This is a genomic window from Streptomyces sp. NPDC104106 (genome assembly GCF_055584345.1).
In genome coordinates, this window is sequence record NZ_JBVJMF010000016.1 from 47,945 (window position 1) to 63,126 (window position 15,182).

Below are 15,182 nucleotides of genomic sequence, written 5' to 3' on the forward strand. Positions count from 1 at the left end.
CGGTCTGCCTGGATAGCATGGGCGGGCTGACGAAACCTACCGACGGGAGCTGCCCAGCCATGGAACCTCGTTCCTCGGGGCTGCAACGACTCGTGCGCGAGGTGGCCAAGTTCGGCACCGTCGGCGTCGCGGGCATCTTTGTCAATCTCGCCGTCTTCAACCTGGTGCGCAGCGCCTCCCACCTGCAGGTGGTACGCGCGAGCATCATCGCCACCGTGGTCGCCATCGCGTTCAACTACATCGGTTTCCGTTACTGGACGTACCGGGACCGTGAGAAGAGCGGGCGCACCAAGGAGCTGACGCTCTTCCTGTTCTTCAGCGCCATCGGCCTCGTGATCGAGAACGGCGTGCTCTACCTGGCGACCTACGGCTTCGGCTGGGACACCCCACTGCAGAGCAACGTCTTCAAGTTCGTGGGCATCGGCGTCGCGACGCTCTTCCGCTTCTGGTCGTACCGGACCTGGGTCTTCCGCGTGGAGCCGTCCCGGGAGGCGGAGTCGATCCTGGTGGCCGAGTCCAGCAGGCCGCGGACGGAGACCGAGCAGCCCAAGACGCAGCGCGTTCCGTAACGCACACGCACAGTCCGAGCAGCACAGGTGGGCCCCGGCGACGGGGCCCACTTCTCGTATCCGCTCAGCGGACCGTCGGCTGGCCCCCCTCCGCCGCCTTGCGGGCCGGCGGGGTGCGGGAGAGGAAGAGGCCGAAGACCGGGGGCTGGGCCTGGAGGAGTTCCAGCCGGCCGCCGTCGGCCTCCGCGAGGTCGCGGGCGACGGCCAGGCCGATCCCGGTGGAGTTGCGGCCGCTGATCGTGCGCTCGAAGATGCGCGCGCCCAGGTCGGCCGGGACACCGGGGCCCTCGTCGGTTACCTCGACCACGGCCTGGTTGCCGGTGACGCGGGTGCGCAGCGCGACCGTGCCGCCACCGTGCATCAGCGAGTTCTCGATCAGGGCGGCCAGCACCTGGGCGACCGCGCCCGGCGTGCCGACGGCCCTCAGGTGCCGCTTGCCGGAGCTGACGATGGCCCGGCCGGCGCTGCGGTAGGCGGGCCGCCACTCGGCGAGCTGCTGCTGGATGACCTCGTCCAGGTCGAAGGTGACGGCGGAGCCGGTGCGCGGGTCGCGCGAGTTCGTCAGCAGGCGTTCCACCACGTCCGTGAGCCGCTCGACCTGGGTGAGCGCGACGTTCGCCTCTTCCTTCACGGTGTCCGGGTCGTCCGTGAGGGTGATCTCCTCCAGCCGCATCGAGAGCGCGGTGAGCGGGGTGCGCAGTTGGTGGGAGGCGTCGGCGGCCAGGCGCCGCTCGGCGGTCAGCATCCGCCCGATCCGCTCGGCGGAGGAGTCCAGCACATCGGCGACCCGGTCCAGCTCGGGGACGCCGTACCTCTTGTGCCGCGGGCGCGGGTCGCCGGAGCCGAGGCGCTCGGCGGTCTCCGCCAGGTCGGTCAGCGGGGCCGAGAGCTTGTTGGCCTGGCGCACGGCCAGCAGGACGGCGGCGACGACGGCGAGCAGCGCGACCAGCCCGATGATCAGCAGCGTGCGGCCGACCTCCCGGGTCACCGCGGAGCGCGGCTCCTGCACGGTGACCGTCTCGCCCTCCTCGCCCTGCTGCGTGGCGTGGATCACGTCGCCCTGCGGCTTGGTGCCGATCTCGATCGGCGCCTGTCCGGGCATGCGGATGACCGCGTACTGGTCCTTGCTGACCGGGTTGCGCAGCACGTCGGCGTTGACGTTCTCCGCGGCGAGGATCCGGCTGTCCACGATGCTGGCCAGCCGCACCGCCTCGGACTCCACCCGCTCCTGCGCGCTGTTGCTGATCGTGCGGGACTCGACGATCACCAGGGAGAGGCCGAAGACGGCGATCACCACGAGGACGACGGCGAGGGTGGACTGGATGAGACGTCGGCGCATGTTCCGTTACCTGAGCTGATCGCTGGGCGCCCGCGAAGGGGCTCAGCTCTTCTCGAAGCGGAAGCCCACGCCTCGCACCGTCGCGATGTAGCGGGGGTTCGCCGCGTCGTCGCCGAGCTTCTTGCGCAGCCAGGAGATGTGCATGTCGAGGGTCTTGGTGGACGACCACCACGTGGTGTCCCAGACCTCGCGCATCAGCTGGTCGCGCGTGACGACCCGGCCGGCGTCGCGCACCAGCACCCGCAGCAGGTCGAACTCCTTCGCGGTGAGCTGGAGTTCCTCGTCACCCATCCACGCGCGGTGCGACTCGACGTCGATCCGCACGCCGTGGGTGGCCGGCGGCTGCTGGGGCTCGGCGGCGCCGCGGCGCAGCAGGGCCCGAACCCGGGCGAGCAGTTCGGCGAGCCGGAAGGGCTTGGTGACGTAGTCGTCGGCGCCCGCGTCCAGGCCGACGACGGTGTCCACCTCGTCGGCCCGCGCGGTCAGGATGAGGATCGGCACGGTGTGGCCGTCGGCCCGCAGCCGGCGGGCGACCTCCAGGCCGTCCATGCCGGGCAGCCCCAGGTCCAGTACGACCAGGTCGACGCCGCCCTGCATTCCGGCGTCGAGCGCGGTGGGTCCGTCCTCGCGCACCTCGACCTCGTAACCTTCCCGGCGCAGGGCGCGGGCCAGCGGCTCCGAGATGGACGCGTCGTCCTCGGCGAGCAGTACACGGGTCATAGAGGTGATGGTAGACCGCCCGCCCGCACTGCTGGGGTGTGATCGCCTCCACGGACTCTTACCTTGCTGAACTGCGGGTACGAACCATCGGTCCACAGATGCGATCGTTGGAGAGACCTTCGAAAGTGTTCCTGCGGTTCCCGCGACACCTGTGATCCGCGTCTCAAGTCCTTCCATATCCGGCAGTGTCCTGCCGTACAGTGACGTGAACGCCTGTAGTACATCCGGGGACCTTTGGCGGGCATCTGACGCTGAAGGTCTCTTTTGTGTACGGGTTGGCCCAAGGCCAGCCTCGAAAGGAATGACCTCTGGCCGGGCTCCGGACGCACCGTCGCGTCGGGAGCGTGGATCCCGGTGGTCGCCGTCCGCCGCTTCCGTGATCCGGAGGCGGACTCCCCCTGGGCGTGGGGGTGGACGAGCGACCCTGCCGGTGCCGGCCGCACCCCCACGGGCGCGCAGCTTCCCCGACTCTCGGCTTCGCCCGAGCCGGGGGGAACCCCCAACACGCGCCCCGACCAGCAAGGAACGACCATGGCGTCCAGCCTGACGAAGGACTCGGTCCGTCCGGGCACCCCCGGTTCCGAGAAGACCTTCTTCGGCCACCCCCGCGGCCTGGCCACTCTTTTCATGACCGAGATGTGGGAGCGTTTCTCCTACTACGGCATGAGGGCCCTGCTCCCGCTGTACCTGGTGGCCCCGGGTGGCCTCCACCTGAGCGCGGGCACGGCGACCGCCATCTACTCGGTGTACGTGTCGCTCGTGTACCTGCTCGCCCTGCCCGGCGGCTGGTTCGCCGACCGCGTGCTCGGCCCCCGTAAGACGGTCGCCGTCGCGGGTCTGATCATCATGCTCGGCCACCTGTGCCTGGCCCTGCCCGTCGCCGCCAGCTTCTTCGTCGGCCTGGCTCTGGTCGCCGTCGGTTCGGGTCTGCTGAAGGCCAACATCTCCACCATGGTCGGCCACCTCTACAAGGGCCCGGACGACCCGCGCCGTGACGGTGGCTTCACGCTCTTCTACATCGGCATCAACGTGGGTGCCTTCGTCGCCCCGCTGGTCATCGGCACCGTCGGTGAGAACGTCAACTGGCACCTGGGCTTCGCGCTGGCCGCGCTCGGCATGGCGCTGGGCCTGGCCCAGTACCTGCTGGGCGGCCGCCACCTGAGCGAGAAGAGCAGCGAGGTCCCCACCCCCCTGACGGGCCCGGAGAAGGCCGCGACCCTGCGCAAGGGCCTGATCTGGCTGGCCGTCGCGGCCGTCTTCTACGGCGTCGTCGGCGGCACCGGTCACTTCACGCTGAACTGGGCGCTGATCCCGCTCACGATCATCGGTCTGATCGTGCCGATCCTGGTCATCGCCCGCATCCGCCGGGACAAGGACCTGGCGGGGGACGAGAAGTCGAAGGTGTCGGCGTACATCTGGTTCTTCGTCGCCGCCGCCGTGTTCTGGATGATCTACGACCAGGGCGGTTCGACCCTGTCGCTGTTCGCGAGCGGCTCGGCCAACAACTCCATCCTCGGCTGGAACTTCCCGGTCTCCTGGTACCAGTCGGTCAACCCGGTCATGATCATGGCGCTGGCGCCGGTCTTCGCCTGGCTGTGGCTGTGGCTGAACCGGCGCGGCAAGGAGCCGAGCACGATCGTGAAGTTCGCCTCCGGTCTGGTGCTGATCGGTGTGTCCTTCTTCGTCTTCCTCGCCCCGCTGGCGATCGCCGACGGCGGTCACAAGGCGGCCGCGCTGTGGATCGTCGCGATCTACTTCGTGCAGACCATCGGTGAGCTGACGCTGTCGCCGGTGGGTCTGTCGGTGACGACGAAGATGGCGCCGAAGAAGTACGCCTCCCAGATGATGGGCGTCTGGTTCCTCGCGGTCACCGCGGGCGACTCGGTCACCGCGCTGGTGTCGAACCCGGCGATAGGCGGCGTCAACCTCGACAAGCAGGGCTTCGTCGCCCTGGAGGCCGTGCTCGCCGTGCTCGCCGGCGCGGCGGTGTGGATGTACCGCAAGAAGGTCAACAAGCTGATGGGCGACGTCCACTGACGTGACCCGCAGCACGAGGGCCACCCCGTCCGACGGACGCGGTGGCCCTCGTGTCGTCCGGCCGGGACTAACGCGCCCTGCGCCTCGGCATGAACGTGAACACCGCGCCGCCCAGCAGGATCGCCGTGCCGGCCACCAGGCCCAGGGCCTTCAGGGCGCCGTGGTCGCTCGCGCCGGTGTCGGCGAGGCCGCCGGAGCCGCTGCCGGCCGTGCCGGTGCCGCCGGCCGACGAGGTGCCGCCGGAGGTCGACGTGCCGCCCGAGGAGCCGCCCGGCTGCTGACTGGTGTCCAGGGTGAGCGAGACCTGGGTCCGCGTCGGCGTGCACGTCGTCGTCGTGCCGAGCGCCTTGACCGTCAGCACGCCCGGGGACAGCGTCGAGCTGCCGCTCGCGCCCGGCTTGTAGGTGCCGGTGAGATCGGGGATCTCGATCGGGTCGCCGGACTTGACGGGGCTCGCGTTCATCGGGCCCTCGACGTGCACGGTGCCCTTGTCGGCGCCGCCCAGCACCACCTCCATGGACGGCTTGACGGAGTTGGCGGGGATGTCGACGGGGCTGTCCATCACGGACTTCTTGAACCGCACGGTGAGGGCGAAGTCCCCGCCGTTCTTCCTGGCGTCGATCTGCACCGGCGAGGTCGCGCTCTTGTCGCCGATCGGGGTCTTGCAGGCGTACGGGATCTGCACCTCCTTGCCGGTGAAGTCGGTCTGCCCGCCGCCGCTGCCGCCGCCGGACGTGGGCGACGCCGTGGGGGTGGCCGATCCCGTCGGGGTCGCCGACCCGGTCGGCGTCGGTGTCGTGGTGGGCGTGCCGCCCCCGCCGTCGCCGCCCGTGACCTGGATCGTCGCCGCCTTCTGGACGCTCTCCTTCGGGGTGCACCTGGTGTCGGTGGACATGGCGTTGACCGTGTACGCGTCCGGCGTCAGCGTCACCTCGCCGGCCGTCGTGAGCTTCAGGCTGCCCTTCATGTCGGACAGCACCATGTCGCCGCCCTTGGGGATCGCGGGGTTCTGCCGCGGGCCCTGCATGGCGATGTCGGCGCTCTGCGCGCCGGCCGCCTTCAGCACCCCGGACGGCTGGACCGAGTTCGCGGGCAGGTCGATGATGTCCGGGTTCTTCGACGCGGCCCGGACGAACTTCCACACGATGTCCACCGTGTCGCCGACCTTCGCCGTGGCCGGCGCGGTGATCCGGACCTCGGTGGTGCCGTCGACGGGGCTGATGCCCGCGGGCGGCACGCAGTGGGTGGCGAACGACACCTGGGCCGCCTGTGCGGGGGCCGCGGCGAAGCCCAGCAGGACGCCCGCACCGCACAGCGCCAGCGCGGCGCCCGCGGCCGTACCTCTCCTTCGGATGCTCACGTGGGTCCCTTCCTGGTGGGAGTCGTCGGACTCGTCGGGCTGTCGGAGTGCGGTGCGGAGAGCCGGCCGGCCGGGCCGCCCGGGACGGAGTCCTGGGTGAACCACGGCAGGGTCGGGGTCGAGGGGGGCGGTTCGGCGGCGCGGCGGCGGCCGGGGCGGGGCAGCGCGGGCAGGCGCGGGAGGCGGGCGCGGTGCGCGCCGGCCGGGCCGCGGGGCCGCACCCGGTCCACGACGGCCATGCCGGCGCGGAACAGCGCGGCCGGGACGACCAGGCACAGCAGGAGCCAGAACAGGGTCACGCCCCAGGGCCGGCCCACGCCCCAGGGCTGCTCGGCGAGCACCCTGCCGTCGTACCTCAGGGACACCGTGTAGTCGCCGTGGGCCCCGGCCGACAGCTCGACGGGCAGCGTGACCTGCGCCTTCCTGCCGGGGTTCAGGGTGCCCTGCCACTGCCGGTCGTCCCACTGCGGGGCGAAGACGCCGTGCGCGGAGCCGACCTGGAACACCGGGTCCTTGATCGCGCCCGTGCCCGTGTTGCCGATCGTGAAGACCAGGCTGCGGCTCGGCGGCGCCCCGAACCAGGTCAGCAGGCCGCTGGAACCGGTCAGCCGGGTGTCGGACAGGACCGCCAGCCGGCCGCCGGACCGCTCGGCGGGCAGCGGGGCGACCGGATGCCCGGCGACCTCCAGGACGGCGTCCGCCGTCGCCTGCGGGCCGGTGACGGTGGCCACGTGCACGACACAGGGGCACGGCACGGGCGGCTCGGCGACCGGGAGGCTCTTGCCGAAGGCGCCCCGGGCGTCGGTGGTCACGGCCCGCCCGTCGCCGTTGGCGCAGGAGTTGGTGCCCCCGATGACTCCCTGGGCGGGCGTGGCGCGCCCGCACACCAGCAGCATCAGCAGCGTGCGCGGCCGCCAGCCGGTACCGCTGACGGTGACCGAGCCGCCGGTGCCGGCCTGGGTCGAGGACAGCTTCACGGCGGGGCCGTCCGCCGCGTGCGCCGGGGCGGCGAGGGGCAGCGCCAGGGCGAGCAGGAGCAGCGCGAGCGCCGCCGCGCCGGCCGGCCGCCGCGGCCGTGTCGGACGTCCGGTCACTTCGCCGCCCCTTCCGCCAACGCGGCGCCGGGGGATGGGAGTTCGAGGGCCTCCTCCGGTCCGCCCGTCCGCACCCGCTCCCGTCGCCGGCGTGCGGCGAGCAGCGCGCCCGCCCCGGCCAGGGCCGCCCCGCCCGCCGCCGCGAGCGGCGCCCACGGCACGAACCGCGCCGACGCGGTGGCCGTGTCGTGCGCGCCGCCCGGTGCCGTGACCGTCAGCCGTACGTCGACGGCGTCCAGCGCGGGCCGGTCCGGCCAGGGCTCGGTCAGCCGCACGCGCGCGCCGGGGCGCACCCGGAGCGCAAGGGCGCGCGGTGCCCGGTCCAGGACCCGGCCGAAGATGCCGTCCGCGCGCAGCGCGAGTGTCGGCACGAGGACGGTCGTACCCCGGTTGACCAGGTCGTACGTGATGCTGCGGGCGTGCACGGCGAGGTGCTCGACGGTCAGCGCGGCCAGCGCCGGACCACCGACCCGGAGCCGGACCGGCACGCTCGCCGTACGGCCCTTCGTGTCCCGTACGACGACGGCGCCGGAGCGGACACCGGGCGGGTCCCCGGCCGGCACGGTCACCGTGAAGGGCACCTCGGCGCGGGTGCGGGCGGGTACGCGCAGGGACCGCTCGGCGAAGACGGTGCGCAGGCCGGTGCCGGAGAGCCGTACGGCGAGGGGCGCGCGCCCGGAGTTGGTGACGGACAGCGCGTCCTGCAGGACGGTGCCGGGCGGGCCCTCGGCGTAGAAGGAGGGCCGGCCGCCGCCCACGGGTGCGACGGACCAGCCCGCGTCCGGGGCGGCGAGGGCCGGGGGCGCCGCGCCCAGCACGGCGAGCAGCAGGCAGCAGGCGGCCACGGGCGGGATGTGGGGCAGGGCGCGGGCGGCGGACGGCATGGGCGGCTCCAGCGGTGGCCAGGGGGCGGCGGCGTACGGCTCGGCCGGGGTCAGCGGCGTACGGAGTGCCCGCGGCGGGTCAGCCACAGCGCGCCGGCCGCTCCGGTGAGGAACACCGTGGCGCCGAGCGTGCCGAGGGCGACCGCCGAGTCCTCGGGGCCGGTCTGCGGGAGCTGTCCGGTCGCGGAGGTGCCGCCCGAGGACGCCCCGCCGGACGACGACCCGCCCGAGGAGGAGCCGCCGGAGGACGATCCGGTCGCTCCGCCGGCCGCCGTGACGTCCAGTGTCAGGCCCGGTCCGGGGTTGTTCGTCGGCGTGCAGGTCGTCGTCGTACCGAGCGCCTTGATGGTGAGCGTGCCCGGTGTGAAGGTGACCTTGCCGGTCTTCTTCGGGACGTAGGTCCCGCTCAAGTCACTGATCTTGATGGGAGTGTCGGCGGGGATCGCGGCCGCGTTCGGGGGGCCGCTGACCGGGAGCGTGCCGCTGTCGGCGCCGCCCAGCCGGATGGTGGCGCTCGGGGTCATCGCGCCCTTGCCCAGCTCCACCGGGCTGGAGGAGACGCCCTTCTGCCAGGACATCGTGATCTTGTAGCCGCCGCCGCTCCTGACGCCGGTCATGTCGATCGGCGAGACGGCGCTCTTGACTCCGATCGGCGTCTGGCAGCGGTAGTTGACGTCGACGACGTCGGCGCGGGCCGCCGGTGCCGCCAGCAGCAGCGCCGAGCCGGCCAGGGCCGCGGCGGACGCGAGCGCGGCGGTTCGCTTCGGGTACGACACGATCGGTCCACCCCATTCCTGACGGTTCATCAGATGGGCCGTCAAGGTACGCCGGGGCGCGTGAGGAAGGAAGAGAAGGTGCGGGGGAGGATTGGTGACCGTCAGCGCCTGTCGCGGCGGCGGCCCTGCGGCGCCCGGCCGGGCCTCACAGCGGGTTGCCCAGCTCCGCCCACACCGTCTTGCCCGTCCGGCCGGGACTGCGCAGGACCCCCCAGTCCAGACACAGCCGCTGCACGATGAACATCCCGTGGCCGCCCGGACGCCCGGACCGGTGCGGGGTGCGCGGAGCGGGCTGGCCGGTGCCGCGGTCGGAGACCTCCAGCCGGATCACCTTTCTGTCGCAGGCGAGGACGAGTTCGTCGGGGCCCTCGGCGTGCAGGCAGGCGTTGGTGACCAGTTCCGAGACGACGAGCAGCACGTCCTCGGCGGCGGCCCGCTGGTCGGCGGTGGCGGCGGGCAGCCAGCCCCAGGCGTACAGCGCCTGGCGCGTGAAGTCGCGGGCGAGCGGGACGACGCCGCTCTCCCCCTCCAGGGTCAGCCTGCGGACGCGCCGGCCCCCGGGGCCCTGCGCGGCGTCGGCGGGCACGGCGGCCCCCGCGCCCGCGGGCACGTCCGCGGCCGGCGAGGCCGCGGGTGCGTCCGCGGCCGACGAGGCCGCCGTCACGGGTGCGCCCGTGCTCGGCGCACCCTCCTCGGACGCCCCGGAAGCGCCGCTGGGCTCCGGGCCGCGGTCGCCCGGCGAGCAAGGCCGGGTGGTGCTCATCAGCGCTTCACCTCACCGATCCACCAGTTCATGTCTCAAGGCCGGCGCCGGTCGGCTCCCACCGGCCGTCACCTGCCCACTCCTGCTTACTTCTGCCCACTCCCGCCTCCTCCTGCCCTCTCCTGCCCGGCCGATCCGGCGGAACACCCCCCATTTCCTCCGGAAGGAGTGCCTGGGACGGCTCGCGTCACTCCGCCACGCAGGGCGCGGGGGCAGGGCGGAGAGGCGGGGCGGGCAGAGCGCTCGGCGGCGGAGGGGCGGACTCAGTCGGCGCCCGGCGCCAGCGCCGCCGCCACGGAGTCGTGCACGGTGAAGACCGCCTCGGCCCCCGTGATCTCGAACACGCGTGCCACGACCGGCTGCATCCCGGCCAGGTGGACCCCGCCACCGGCGGCCTCCGCCTTCAGCCGGGCGCCGAGCAGGACGTTCAGACCCGTGGAGTCGCAGAACTCCAGGCGCGTGCAGTCCACGACGAGGCGCGAGAAGCCCTTGTCCAGGAGGTCGTCGAGGGGCTCCCGCAGCAGATCGGCGGTGTGGTGGTCGAGCTCACCCGCCGGCTGTACGACGGCGCTGGTGCCCTCTTCCCGCACCTCCACCAGAAGCCGGCCAGACTGCGCGCTGCCGACCATCCCGTGGTCCATGCCGTTCTCTCTCCCGAGGTCGTGGCGGCTGATGCCCTCGAACATTACGCCTTCCACACGCACTCTGACACCTGAACAATCTCGCATAATCGGACATAACCGAACGGAACGCACTTGCGATCGGTTCGGGGAAGCCGGTAGGGCTAGTAAGGACACACACCCCACTGGGCCGCGACGGGCCCACGTCGGCTTCGGAGGCGCCGCACACCGCAGTGCACGCACTGGCATCGGCAGCCTTATGCCGAGAACGATGGAGGACACCATGTCACCCCGGCTCGACGCATCGCATACCCAGCCCGCGACGTCGACACCCCCACCGGAACAACTGGATCATCCCATCGACCCCCTCGACCCCATCGAGGGACTCCCGGAGATCCCCCCGTACGACGAGATCGGCCCGGTCGACGCACGGGCCCTGTCCAAGACCCTCTTCGAGCGCCTCGCGATGCTGGAGGAAGGGACGCACGAGTACGCGTACGTCCGCAACACGCTCGTCGAGCTGAACCTCGCGCTCGTCAAGTTCTCGGCCTCCCGCTTCCGCTCCCGCAGCGAGCCCATGGAGGACATCATCCAGGTCGGAACGATCGGCCTGATCAAGGCGATCGACCGCTTCGAGCTGTCGCGCGGCGTCGAGTTCCCCACCTTCGCGATGCCGACGATCATCGGCGAGATCAAGCGGTTCTTCCGCGACACGTCCTGGTCCGTCCGCGTCCCGCGCCGGCTGCAGGAGCTGCGCCTGGACCTGGCCAAGGCCGGGGACGAGCTGGCCCAGAAGCTGGACCGCTCCCCCACGGTCGCGGAACTGGCCGAGCGGCTCGGCCTGAGCGAGGACGAGGTCGTCGAGGGCATGGCCGCCTCGAACGCCTACACCGCCTCCTCGCTGGACGCCCAGCCCGAGGAGGACGAGACCGAGGGCGCGCTGGCGGACCGGATCGGGTACGAGGACCACGGCCTGGAGGGCATCGAGTACGTCGAGTCCCTCAAGCCGCTGATCGCCGAACTCCCGCCCCGGGACCGCAAGATCCTCTCACTGCGCTTCGTGGCGAACATGACCCAGTCGGAGATCGGTGAGGAGCTGGGCATCTCCCAGATGCACGTGTCCCGCTTGCTGTCCCGCACGCTGATGCGCCTGCGCAAGGGGCTGACCGTGGAGGAGTGACCCCGTCAGCCCGCTCCTGCCGGGTGCCGCGGACGTCCACGGCGTCCGCGGCACCCGCCTGTCGTGCGGTCACCCGGACAGTCCCGGACGTGGCCGTTCAGACGACCCGCACCCCGCCTCGCCATACCCCGCTCACCAGGGGCACACCCGGGCGGTAGGCGAGGTGGACGTGGCTCGGGGCCTCCAGGAGGGTCAGGTCGGCGCGGGCGCCCGGGGTGAGACGGCCGATGTCGGTGCGGCGCAGGGCCGCCGCACCGCCCGCCGTCGCCGCCCAGACCGCCTCGTCGGGGGTCATCCGCATGTCACGGACGGCCAGGGCGACGCAGAAGGGGACGGAGGAGGTGAAGGACGAGCCGGGGTTGCAGTCCGTGGAGAGGGCGACCGTCACGCCGGCGTCGAGGAGGCGGCGCGCGTCCGGCCACTGCGCGCGGGTGGAGAATTCCGCGCCGGGCAGGAGGGTGGCGACCGTGCCGCTGTTCGCCAGGGCGTCCACGTCCGTGTCCGTGAGGTGGGTGCAGTGGTCGGCGCTGGCCGCGTCCAGTTCGACCGCCAGCTGCACACCCGGACCGTGGGAGAGCTGGTTGGCGTGGACGCGCGGGTGCAGGCCCTTCGCCTTGCCGGCGGTGAGGATCGCGCGGGCCTGGTCGCCGTCGAAGGCGCCCTTCTCGCAGAACACGTCGATCCAGCGGGCGTGCGGCGCGCAGGCGTCCAGCATCTCGCCGGTGACCAGGGCGACGTAGGCCGCCGGGTCGTCGGCGTAGTCGGGGGGGACGATGTGCGCGCCGAGGTAGGTGACCTCGTCGGTGTGGCGCGCGGCGATGCGCAGTGCGCGGGCCTCGTCCTCGACGGTGAGGCCGTAGCCCGACTTGGTCTCGAAGGTGGTGGTGCCCTGGCGCAGGGCCTCCGCCAGGTAACGGGTCAGGTTCGCCTCCAGCTCCGCGTCGCTCGCGGCGCGGGTGGCGGCCACCGTGGTGCGGATGCCGCCGGCGGTGTAGGACCGGCCGGACATCCGGGCGTTGAACTCCTGGGTGCGGTCACCGGCGAAGACCAGGTGGGAGTGGGAGTCCACGAAGCCCGGCAGCACCGCCCGGCCGCCCGCGTCGACCCGGTTGTCAGTGGCGGGTGCTTTGCTGGATTCACCGGTCCACGCGATGCGGTCGCCGTCGATGACGACGGCCGCGTCCTGGATCAGCCCGAGGGGGGAGTCACCGAGGGAGGGGTCGTTGGTGACCAGCGTGGCGATGTTGGTGATGACGGTGCTGCTGCTCATGGTGTCCTCGTGGGTGGTCGTCAGGAGCGGAGGGCTTCGACTGCCCGCGCGAGGGCCCGCGGCACGTCGGGGACGAGGGTGTGCGCCCCGTCGCGCACGACGTGCCGGCCGCCCACGACGGTGTGCCGTACGTCGGCCGCGCCCGCCGCGAATACGGCCGTCTCGGCGCCCAGCCTGGGCAGCGGGCCCGCTGTCCTGACCGAGTCGAGGGCGATGGTCGTGAAGTCGGCGAGCGCGCCCGCCTCAAGGGTGCCGGCCTCCTCCCAGCCAAGGGCGGTGTGACCGTCGGCGGTGGCGGCCCTGAGCAGGGCGTTCGCGGTCCAGTGGCCCCGAGTGCGGGTGCGCAGCCGCTCGTTCAGCTCCATCGCCCGCGCCTCTTCGAGCAGGTCGATGACGGCGTGGCTGTCGGAGCCGAGGCAGAGCGGGGAGCCGGCCCGCTGGAGGGCGGCGGCCGGGCCGATGCCGTCGGCCAGGTCGCGCTCGGTCGTCGGGCACATGCAGGTGCCGGTCCCTGAGCCGCCGAGCAGCGCGATGTCCTCGTCCGTGAGGTGGGTGTTGTGCACCCCGGTGGTGCGCGGTCCGAGCACGCCGTGGTCGGCGAGCAGCCGGGTGGGCGTGCAGCCGTGCGCGGCCTGGCAGGCGTCGTTCTCGGCGGTCTGCTCCGACAGGTGGACGTGCAGCGGGGCCCGCCGCTCCTCGGCCCAGCGGGCGACCGTCGCCAACTGCCCGGCCGGCACGGCCCGTACGGAGTGGACGGCCGCTCCGATCCGTGCGTGATCCCGTTCCTTGAGAACTGCACAGCGTTCGGCCCAGGCCTCCGCGCTGCCGTCGGAGAAGCGGAGCTGGTGGGTGTTGGGGGCCTCGCCGAAGCCGGCGGAGAGGTAGCAGGTGTCGAGCAGGGTGATCCTGATACCGGCCTCGGCGGCGGCCGCGATCAGCGCCTCGCCCATGGCGTTAGGGTCGGCGTACGGCGTGCCGCCGGGCGCGTGGTGCACGTAGTGGAACTCGCCGACGGCGGTGATGCCGGCGAGGGCCATCTCGGCGTATGCCGCACGGGCGAGCGCGTGGTAGGTCTGCGGGGTCAGCCGGTCGGCGACGGAGTACATCACCTCGCGCCAGGTCCAGAAGGTCCCGGAGCCGACCTGGACGGTGCCGCGCAGCGCCCGGTGGAAGGCGTGGCTGTGCGCGTTCGCCAGCCCCGGCAGGGTGAGCCCGCGCAGCACCTCGGCGCCGGGCGGCGGCGTGGGGACGCCGGTGCGGACGGCGCGGATCCGGCCGTCGGTCACCTCCAGGACGACGCCCGGCTCGACGGCGGTGCCGAGCCAGGCGTGCTCCAGCCAGTAGGTCGCCTCGGTCACGTGCGGACCAGTCCTTCCAGTACGTCGGCGAGCGCCCGCACCCCGGCCAGGCAGTCGTCCTCGGCGGCGGACTCGGCCGGGGAGTGCGAGACACCGGTGGGGTTGCGCACGAACAGCATGGCGGTCGGAATGCTCCCGGACAGGATGCCGGCGTCGTGTCCGGCACCGGTTCCGAGGACGGGCACGGTCAGGCCGGTGTCCTTGCCGAGGATGCGGCCGAGTTCGTCGCGCAGGGCGTGGTCGAACTCGACGACAGGCGTGAAGGACTCCCGTACGACGTCGAGATCGACGCCGTGGGCGTCCGCGTACTCGCGTGCCGCCTTCTCGATGCCGCCGACCACCGTGTCCAGGGTGTCCTGGTCGGCGGCGCGGGAGTCCAGCCAGCCGCGTACGAGGGAGGGGATGGCGTTGACCCCGTTGGGCTCCACGGCGATCTTGCCGAAGGTGGCGACGGCACCGGCGAGCCGTGCCTCGCGGCGGGCGGCGAGCACGGTCTCGGCATACGACAGCATCGGGTCGCGCCGGTCCACCAGCCGGGTGGTGCCGGCATGGTTGGCCTCGCCCCGGAAGTCGAACCGCCAGCGGCCGTGCGGCCAGATGGCACTGGCGATGCCGACCCGGTCGCCGGACAGGTCCAGCGCCCGGCCCTGTTCGACGTGCAGCTCCACGAAGGCGCCGATCCGGGCCAGCCGTTCGGGATCGGCCCCGATGGCGTCGGGGTCGTACCCGGCCGCCTCCATGGCCCGCGGGAGCGTGATCCCGTCCGCGTCGGTGAGCCGGTGCGCCTGCTCGGCGGTCAGCTGTCCGGCGGTGAGCCGCGACCCGACGCAGGCGAGTCCGAACCGGGCGCCCTCCTCGTCACCGAAGTTGACGACGGCCAGCGGCTTGCCGAACGGCACGCCCCGGCCGCGCAGTTCGTCGAGGGCGGCGAAGGAGGACACGACCCCGAGGGGCCCGTCGAAGGCCCCGCCGTCCGGCACGGAGTCGAGGTGCGACCCGGTGACGACGGCGTCCCCGGCCGCCGGGTCCCCGAGCCACGCCCACTGGTTCCCGTTCCGGTCGACCTCGTACGTCAGCCCACGGGCCTCTGCCTGCTCCTTGAACCAGGCCCGGCACTCGGCATCGGCGCCGGTCCAGGCGTAGCGCCGGTAGCCGCCGGAGTCGGCGTGCCGGCCGATGGGGAGCAGGTCGCGCCACATCTGCTGGAAGGAG

14 protein-coding genes are annotated in these 15,182 nt (G+C 72.8%); 3 read left to right on the forward strand and 11 right to left on the reverse strand.

What is annotated here, in order from left to right; all coding sequences use genetic code 11:
* Nucleotides 1-59: 59 nt before the first annotated feature.
* A complete protein-coding gene (locus ACZ60X_RS31230; RefSeq protein WP_469605562.1) occupies nucleotides 60-569 on the forward strand; it encodes a GtrA family protein in 510 nt (169 codons plus the stop codon).
* A gap of 64 nt (nucleotides 570-633) precedes the next feature.
* On the opposite strand, the gene ACZ60X_RS31235 is transcribed toward ACZ60X_RS31230, so the two are convergent.
* Together ACZ60X_RS31235 and ACZ60X_RS31240 are read right to left on the reverse strand one after the other, a co-directional pair.
* On the reverse strand, nucleotides 634-1,908 hold the full coding sequence (locus ACZ60X_RS31235; RefSeq protein WP_469605565.1) for an ATP-binding protein: 1,275 nt from the start codon (nucleotides 1,906-1,908) through the stop codon (nucleotides 634-636).
* Between the two features lie 42 nt (nucleotides 1,909-1,950).
* Entirely contained in the window at nucleotides 1,951-2,628 is a 678-nt protein-coding gene (locus tag ACZ60X_RS31240; RefSeq protein ID WP_020940464.1) for a response regulator transcription factor, read from the reverse strand.
* Nucleotides 2,629-3,159: 531 nt separating this feature from the next.
* Between ACZ60X_RS31240 and ACZ60X_RS31245 the strand changes: the two genes are divergently transcribed.
* Nucleotides 3,160-4,665, forward strand: a complete 1,506-nt coding sequence (locus ACZ60X_RS31245) for a peptide MFS transporter (protein ID WP_469605569.1) — start codon at nucleotides 3,160-3,162, stop codon at nucleotides 4,663-4,665.
* A 67-nt stretch (nucleotides 4,666-4,732) separates the two neighbouring features.
* Here ACZ60X_RS31245 and ACZ60X_RS31250 read toward each other — a convergent pair whose 3' ends face one another.
* The 6 genes from ACZ60X_RS31250 to ACZ60X_RS31275 form a co-directional block, all read right to left on the reverse strand.
* The gene (locus ACZ60X_RS31250; RefSeq protein WP_469605571.1) at nucleotides 4,733-6,025 is read right to left on the reverse strand and encodes a hypothetical protein; all 1,293 of its coding nucleotides are present in this window, start codon (nucleotides 6,023-6,025) and stop codon (nucleotides 4,733-4,735) included.
* Nucleotides 6,022-7,119, reverse strand: coding sequence for a hypothetical protein (locus ACZ60X_RS31255; protein ID WP_469605574.1), 1,098 nt, complete (start codon nucleotides 7,117-7,119; stop codon nucleotides 6,022-6,024). Before ACZ60X_RS31255 ends, ACZ60X_RS31250 begins: the two co-directional genes overlap by 4 nt.
* Nucleotides 7,116-8,090 carry a COG1470 family protein gene (locus ACZ60X_RS31260; RefSeq protein WP_469605577.1) on the reverse strand — a complete coding sequence of 325 codons (975 nt, stop codon included), beginning with the start codon at nucleotides 8,088-8,090 and terminating at the stop codon, nucleotides 7,116-7,118. Before ACZ60X_RS31260 ends, ACZ60X_RS31255 begins: the two co-directional genes overlap by 4 nt.
* Entirely contained in the window at nucleotides 8,054-8,779 is a 726-nt protein-coding gene (locus ACZ60X_RS31265) for an LPXTG cell wall anchor domain-containing protein (RefSeq protein ID WP_469605579.1), read from the reverse strand. Before ACZ60X_RS31265 ends, ACZ60X_RS31260 begins: the two co-directional genes overlap by 37 nt.
* Nucleotides 8,780-8,924: 145 nt before the next feature.
* Nucleotides 8,925-9,542 (reverse strand): ATP-binding protein, encoded by a 618-nt coding sequence (locus tag ACZ60X_RS31270; RefSeq protein ID WP_469605581.1) that lies wholly within the window; start codon nucleotides 9,540-9,542, stop codon nucleotides 8,925-8,927.
* Nucleotides 9,543-9,805: 263 nt separating this feature from the next.
* The gene (locus tag ACZ60X_RS31275) at nucleotides 9,806-10,183 is read right to left on the reverse strand and encodes an STAS domain-containing protein (RefSeq protein WP_469605906.1); all 378 of its coding nucleotides are present in this window, start codon (nucleotides 10,181-10,183) and stop codon (nucleotides 9,806-9,808) included.
* 262 nt (nucleotides 10,184-10,445) lie between these two features.
* On the opposite strand from ACZ60X_RS31275, the gene ACZ60X_RS31280 reads away from it, so the two are divergent.
* A complete protein-coding gene (locus ACZ60X_RS31280; protein WP_469605910.1) occupies nucleotides 10,446-11,342 on the forward strand; it encodes an RNA polymerase sigma factor SigF in 897 nt (298 codons plus the stop codon).
* 97 nt (nucleotides 11,343-11,439) lie between these two features.
* Here ACZ60X_RS31280 and hutI read toward each other — a convergent pair whose 3' ends face one another.
* Genes hutI through ACZ60X_RS31295 form a run of 3 tightly spaced genes read right to left on the reverse strand, consistent with a single transcriptional unit; the run spans nucleotide 11,440 to nucleotide 15,169 of the window.
* Nucleotides 11,440-12,612 (reverse strand): imidazolonepropionase, encoded by a 1,173-nt coding sequence (gene hutI, locus ACZ60X_RS31285; protein WP_469605582.1) that lies wholly within the window; start codon nucleotides 12,610-12,612, stop codon nucleotides 11,440-11,442.
* 20 nt (nucleotides 12,613-12,632) lie between these two features.
* Nucleotides 12,633-13,970, reverse strand: coding sequence for a formimidoylglutamate deiminase (locus ACZ60X_RS31290; protein ID WP_469605584.1), 1,338 nt, complete (start codon nucleotides 13,968-13,970; stop codon nucleotides 12,633-12,635).
* A complete protein-coding gene (locus ACZ60X_RS31295) occupies nucleotides 13,967-15,169 on the reverse strand; it encodes an allantoate amidohydrolase (protein WP_469605912.1) in 1,203 nt (400 codons plus the stop codon). The genes ACZ60X_RS31290 and ACZ60X_RS31295 overlap by 4 nt, the downstream gene beginning before the upstream one ends.
* Nucleotides 15,170-15,182: the final 13 nt, after the last annotated feature.

Bases quoted from the DNA above. Each gene is read 5' to 3' on its own strand.
- hutI (WP_469605582.1), bottom strand. From the start codon at position 12,612: ATGAGCAGCAGCACCGTCATCACCAACATCGCCACGCTGGTCACCAAC.
- ACZ60X_RS31235 (WP_469605565.1), bottom strand. From the start codon at position 1,908: ATGCGCCGACGTCTCATCCAGTCCACCCTCGCCGTCGTCCTCGTGGTG.
- ACZ60X_RS31230 (WP_469605562.1), top strand. From the start codon at position 60: ATGGAACCTCGTTCCTCGGGGCTGCAACGACTCGTGCGCGAGGTGGCC.
- ACZ60X_RS31275 (WP_469605906.1), bottom strand. From the start codon at position 10,183: ATGGACCACGGGATGGTCGGCAGCGCGCAGTCTGGCCGGCTTCTGGTG.
- ACZ60X_RS31240 (WP_020940464.1), bottom strand. From the start codon at position 2,628: ATGACCCGTGTACTGCTCGCCGAGGACGACGCGTCCATCTCGGAGCCG.
- ACZ60X_RS31295 (WP_469605912.1), bottom strand. From the start codon at position 15,169: ATGTGGCGCGACCTGCTCCCCATCGGCCGGCACGCCGACTCCGGCGGC.
- ACZ60X_RS31245 (WP_469605569.1), top strand. From the start codon at position 3,160: ATGGCGTCCAGCCTGACGAAGGACTCGGTCCGTCCGGGCACCCCCGGT.
- ACZ60X_RS31280 (WP_469605910.1), top strand. From the start codon at position 10,446: ATGTCACCCCGGCTCGACGCATCGCATACCCAGCCCGCGACGTCGACA.
- ACZ60X_RS31270 (WP_469605581.1), bottom strand. From the start codon at position 9,542: ATGAGCACCACCCGGCCTTGCTCGCCGGGCGACCGCGGCCCGGAGCCC.